Annotated in this window: 4 protein-coding genes; 1 reads left to right on the top strand and 3 read right to left on the bottom strand. The window is 50.9% G+C overall.

Annotation, left to right across the window (positions count from 1 at the left end; all coding sequences use genetic code 11):
• The coding region (locus tag ACESLU_RS11855) for a FlgD immunoglobulin-like domain containing protein (RefSeq protein ID WP_372638858.1) at positions 1–936 on the top strand (936 nt) is incomplete at its 5' end.
• Positions 937–2,002: 1,066 nt separating this feature from the next.
• Here ACESLU_RS11855 and ACESLU_RS11850 read toward each other — a convergent pair.
• The 3 genes from ACESLU_RS11850 to ACESLU_RS11840 all read right to left on the bottom strand — a co-directional run.
• A complete protein-coding gene (locus ACESLU_RS11850) occupies positions 2,003–2,287 on the bottom strand; it encodes a hypothetical protein (protein ID WP_372638857.1) in 285 nt (94 codons plus the stop codon).
• A gap of 265 nt (positions 2,288–2,552) precedes the next feature.
• Positions 2,553–3,506, bottom strand: coding sequence for a tetratricopeptide repeat protein (locus tag ACESLU_RS11845; RefSeq protein ID WP_372638856.1), 954 nt, complete (start codon positions 3,504–3,506; stop codon positions 2,553–2,555).
• Positions 3,507–3,645: 139 nt separating this feature from the next.
• Positions 3,646–4,849 (bottom strand): BamA/TamA family outer membrane protein (locus ACESLU_RS11840; protein WP_372638855.1); only part of this gene is annotated, 1,204 nt, incomplete at its 5' end.

Below are 4,849 nucleotides of genomic sequence, written 5' to 3'. Positions count from 1 at the left end.
GACCACATGCCTTTGCTGGGGCAGAAGAATTTCAGGCTGGAATGGGATATCGTGACCGATCTCATCCCCTATTCCGGCTATGGCCTGAAGCAGGATTCCCTCCTGTTGTATTACAGCGTCGATAGCGGTGCTTACCAGGTCCTTCCCCTGGAACAAGTCGCCGGCAGCACCTGGGAGGCCACGATTCCTTTCCAGGAGCCGGGAAGCGAGATCGCATATTATCTTCATGCGGTGGATTTCTCAGGGAAAGTTATGGAGCACCCGTACATCGGCCAGCCTGACCCTCACCGTTTCGTCGTAAAATATGCCACTGACGTGGTGGTGGATCCCGATACCCTCGTTTTTACGACCCCGGAAGAGATGATCCTGGGGAAATCATTCAATATCATGAACTTTACCAACGGGGATCTGGACCTTACCTACCTGGAAACGGAAAGTTCCGGCGCCGGCTTTGCATGGTATGCCGAACCCGCCCCCGGCATGCCCCTGACGATGGAATACGGCGATACGCTGAGCATGACCGTATTTATTGAAATGCCTGTCGACGGGCCGGTGGGTGATTTCGTCACCGACACCATGGACATCATTTCCGAGTATGGCGCGCACCAGGTGATCATCAAGGTCGATCCCGACCTGCTGTCAGGATTGTCGGAGATGGCATCAGCAAAAGATCTTATTGTCATGCCGAATCCTATGGCGGATCGGACGAAGATAGAGTTCAACATGGTTTCAGGCGGTCGTGCAACCCTTTTGGTTAGCGATATGGAAGGGAAGGCCGTTCGTGTTCTCCATGAAGGGATGTTATCATCCGGGCAACATACTTTCTACTGGGATGGCCATACCGGCGGCGGCGCGGCGGCGGTCCCGGGTGCCTACCTGATCGAGCTGAGGACGGCAGCGAAGCGGCTGACCGGCAAAGTCATCAAATCACGGTAACCGCGTACATCACTACAAACAGAAAGAAGCCGGGAATCACGATCCCGGCTTTTTCTTTTGTATTTTCCGCAAGGGACAATCATTTTTGCAGCCTCCGAAACAGGGATGGCATCCCTCCACTCGCAAAGTCGCGTCAATCCATGCTTGCACGAGTCGGATGAAACAGGGATGGCATCCCCTCTGGAAAAAGCTGTTTTTTGAATGGGATGGCATCCCTGTAAATTCGCCCTTTCAAAAGCGTTGCTGCGCAGGCTTTTCGGAGGGGAGGGATGGCATCCCTATTATGGCCTTGTTAAAACCCCTTCATTTCACATTTCTGATTTCTGATTTCACATTTCACATCACTAGTGTCCAGTAAAAATATTTAAACGTTCTTTGAAATCATTGTGGATCTATAACTTACAAGCGATTTAATAGCGTGACGATTTGAATTGTTTAAGTTGGTCACCTAAATGGCCGACAATAAACCAAGTAAAATATGTCTTCGCTCATATTTTAGAGTTTATGCCCCAACGAGTTTTTGATCGCATGGTTGACAAATATGATACCAATAACTTCGATCTAACGGCTGAACAAATTGCTCTCCTTTATAAAAATCGCTGGCTTGTGGAGTTTTTTTCAAATGGATAAAGCAGCATCTGAAGATCAAGTCATTTTGGGGCACCACCGAAAATGCAGTACGCATCCAGGTTTACTCTGCCTTGATTGCATATTGCCTTGTTGCCATTGTTGGCTCCGAATTAAAAATAAATCGCTCAACCTACGAAATCCTACAAGTTTTGGGTATTTCCCTACTCGACAAAACACCTGTAGCTGAAATACTTACCGTTATCGATTACAAAGATGTCAAAGAACAATTTTCTAACCAACTGTCACTCAATCTATTTTAAGTGGACAGTCATGGTCCGGGAAACTTATTTTCCTGGACATCCAAACAGGGATGGCATCCCTCCACTCGCAAAGTCGCGTCAATCCATGCTTGCACGAGTCGGATGAATCAGGGATGGCATCCCCTCTGGAAAAAGCTGTTTTTCGAATGGGATGGCATCCCTGTAAATTCGCCCTTTCAAAAGCGTTGCTGCGCAGGCTTTTCGGAAGGGAGGGATGGCATCCCTGTTATGGCCTTGTTAAAAACCCCTTCATTTTCTCTTTTTTTTCGTCCGGGAAACTTATTTTTCTGGATGCCTGAACCAGGGAAGTAGGACTGGGACAGGATAGGGTCTTTTATCGTATCAGCCAGGTCGACGGCACTCTCAGTTCCGATTTCCCGGTAACGGGCAAGAAACCAGGAGGGGATGAAGTGGTGGTGGGAGTAAAAGGGGGCCTTGATCTGGTTTTTGCAGAAGTCCAAACAGGGATGGCATCCCTCCACTCGCAAAGTCGCGTCAATCCATGCTTGCACGAGTCGGATGAAACAGGGATGGCATCCCCTCTGGAAAAAGCTGTTTTTCGAATGGGATGGCATCCCTGTAAATTCGCCCTTTCAAAAGCGTTGCTGCGCAGGCTTTTCGGAGGGGAGGGATGGCATCCCTATTACGGCGCGCTCTTCAGTAGAAAAATAAAAAAAGCCGGGAAAAAGGATCCCGGCTGTTGTTTTTATATCCTGCGGAAATATCTTATCCGCATTTCAGGACCTGCTCCCGCTGGTATTTCGCGGCTTCCACGTTGTTTCCAGAGGTTACTTTGCCATATGCCTCGCAGGCAGCAGCGGAATTGCCCTTGGCCTCATGCGCCTTGCCAACTTCGAACCATGCGTCGCCGGGCTGGGAAAATCCTTTTTCCACGGCGGCAGTGGCGGCTTCTATGGCCTTATCGTATTCTCCTGACCCGTTGTAGGAAAGAGCGAGATAATAAAATGCCTGTGGCTCGGTCTCGTTATATTTCACCGATGTCTCCAGGTTCTGCACCGCGGTGCTGAAGTCGCCGTTCTGCAGTGCCATCGCTCCTTCATTGAGGAAGGTAGTGGCCAGCACGCCGCGGGCCCTGTCGGCCGTTTTCTCGTCGGCTTCTCCCATTTCCAGCACCTGCTCGAGCTGTGCCTTCATGTTCTCAAGGTCACCGGCTTTTTTATAGGCAAGCCCTTTCCCGTAGTATGCCTTGATATAACCGGGCTTTGCTTCTATGGCCTCGTCGTAATAGCGGAGGGCATTAGCATGGTCGTCATCCCTCAGGTAATTATTGCCAAATGCCGTCTTGATCCCGGCAATATAAGTATTGCTCGCGTCAAGGGTCTTTTCGTCACGCACCTTCCGGGCGGCTTCAGCTGCCGCTGAAAAAGCAGTCACGGCTTCGTTATAATCTTTATTGCTGTAATGTTTTTTCCCTTCGTTATAAAGAGAGATCACCCATTGTTGTTCTGCTTTGATCATCAGGTCGATCCCATCGTCTCCCACTTGTTCTGCCATATCAGCGGCCTGTCTGAACTTAGTGGCTGCTGTAGCGTAATTCTCGGCCTGGTATTCCTGAATGGCCTGGTTGAACAGTTCTCCCGCTTCATTGACAGATTGCGCGGAGGTAAACATGGCCATCAGGCCTGCGATGAAGGTGATTACGATACTTTTCCGGATCATCTTTAATTTTTTGAAAATTAGTTAAACATTGATTATTTGTGAGTTGTGATGCAAATATACAAAGAATGTACCAAACTGCATCTGTCAGTTCCGCGACAGCTGAGCGAGCAGTGTTGGTCTTCCATACCCAGATGACGGGTTAGAAGACATTTCCTACACTGATATATAATCCGCCGGTGCCGTCTCTTGGATCGGTGGCCACACCATAGTCCACGGCCAGGATGAAATTGCGGTCGAGGGTGAAGCGCAGTCCCATACCCAGTGAAGTATGCAGCCCGTCACGCTCCTGGTCAAAGTACCTGTCGTGCTGGCCCGCGGGGACCAGCGACCGGTCGATGGCAATTTCTTTTATGGTCTGGCCGGCGTCGGCGAATCCGTGCAGGCCGATCAGGAATTCCTGCCCGAGAAGCCGTGTAATGAGGAAAACCCATCGTAATTCCACGTTTCCATAAACCATTCCGTCGCCCACTACCCGGTTGCGAAGGACACCGCGGAGGGTTTTGCCCCCGCCAAGACCGTCGGGCCTGGTCGTCAGGCTGAATGAATTATAGATATAAGGCTGGATATAGAACGGCGCCGTACCCCCTACCGTGCCCTGGTAGCCCAGCCGGTAAGCGAACACGAGCCTCTTCCGGACAAGGGGGATGTAATGACGGTGGATCACCGCCAGCTTATTGAATGTGAACGCTCTGTTTCCCAGGAAAGAAGGAGCCGTGAGAAAGAGAACTTCCGACCAGATGCCATGTTCAGGCGCCGGCTCGTTGTCGCGGGTGTCGAATACCAGCCCCGTTTTCAGGTAAACGGTGGTCCCGCCCGCTTTCTCCTCATTTCCGATGAGACCGTATGAGACATACTCATCATACAGCGTGGGCACGTCGGGCAGTTGCTTGTCTTCCGGTTTTCCCCTGTTGATCTTCTCAATATCGACAGAAGAAGTTTTGATATCGACCACATGGATCCCTGCCAGCCACCGGAAACGATCGGAAGTGATCCTCCCCTGGAGATCCGCCAGGATTCGCAATAGTTTTCTTTCATGACGATAGAAGACCCTGCTGATATAATCCCCGGAGCCCTCTTCTTCGAACCCCGGGTGGTAGGCGGCCTGGTAGCCGTTAAAGCCATAGAAATCCAGCGCCCTTTCCGTCAGGTACGTGATATCTGCCGTTACGCGGATATCCCCCGGCAGGAGGTATTTTGAATCGTAGAATAGCTGGTTCACTCCGCTTCCCTTCGTAAACCGTGACACTTCCGCGTAAACCGTATGCTTGTAACGTGGCCACGACGAGCCGTCGCCGTAGAAGAACACCTGCCCCAGGGCCCCGAGCTGCAGGCCCATGTCGGCG

Origin of the sequence: Fodinibius sp. (genome assembly GCF_041642155.1) — a bacterium.
Taxonomy (GTDB): domain Bacteria; phylum Bacteroidota; class Rhodothermia; order Balneolales; family Balneolaceae; genus Fodinibius.
Note: the sequence above shows the minus strand (reverse complement) of the source record. Positions and strands in the feature narration are given on the sequence as shown.